The organism is Pseudomonas sp. NPDC087614, from assembly GCF_044743485.1.
Taxonomy (GTDB): Bacteria; Pseudomonadota; Gammaproteobacteria; order Pseudomonadales; family Pseudomonadaceae; genus Aquipseudomonas; species Aquipseudomonas baetica_A.
The window spans coordinates 4,125-4,671 of record NZ_JBIUWN010000147.1 but is presented as its reverse complement, the minus strand read 5'-3'; the positions used below and the strand labels follow the sequence as shown (position 1 = coordinate 4,671).

Below are 547 nucleotides of genomic sequence, written 5' to 3'. Positions count from 1 at the left end.
GCACTGTGATGTTGAACCCGGATCGGCAGCAGCAGACCGAGAAAAGAGCGGCATAGTTAGACGGCGACGCGACAACAACCTTGAAAAACGCCGACCGACGCGTACCACTTTTGATATGGCAGCTATGAGGGCAAGAAAACTGGCGGATGGGTCTGTGAGCTACACCGCTCAGATCCGCATCAAACGTGATGGGGTGCAAGTCTACCAAGAGAGCCAGACCTTCGCCCGGAAACAGGCTGCGCAGGCGTGGGCGCGTAAGTCGGAACTCGATGAGCCTGGTGCAATCGAGCGGGCGAGCCGCAAGGGCGCCACCGCTAAAGAGATGATTGATCAGTACCTGCGCAAAGTTGAAAGCGCGTGGCCGCATAGCATCGAGATGCTCTGTCCAGCCAACGCGCCACCAGCGGCCCCACCACCTAGGATAGTGCCTTGGCGCCCGGCTTCTTTAGGTTTGTTCTCGGCTTTGTAGATCTCTGAGGCAGCAAAGGCAGGGGTTATGATCCAAGCGACTTTTCTCGTGACCTAGCATTAGGCGTGATGATCAACA

General features: G+C 56.9%; 1 pseudogene. It reads left to right on the top strand.

Annotation, left to right across the window (positions count from 1 at the left end):
- Positions 1–115: 115 nt before the first annotated feature.
- Positions 116–364 (top strand): annotated as a pseudogene (locus ACIOWA_RS27405) (site-specific integrase); the annotation flags it as partial.
- Between the last annotated feature and the right edge of the window lie 183 nt (positions 365–547).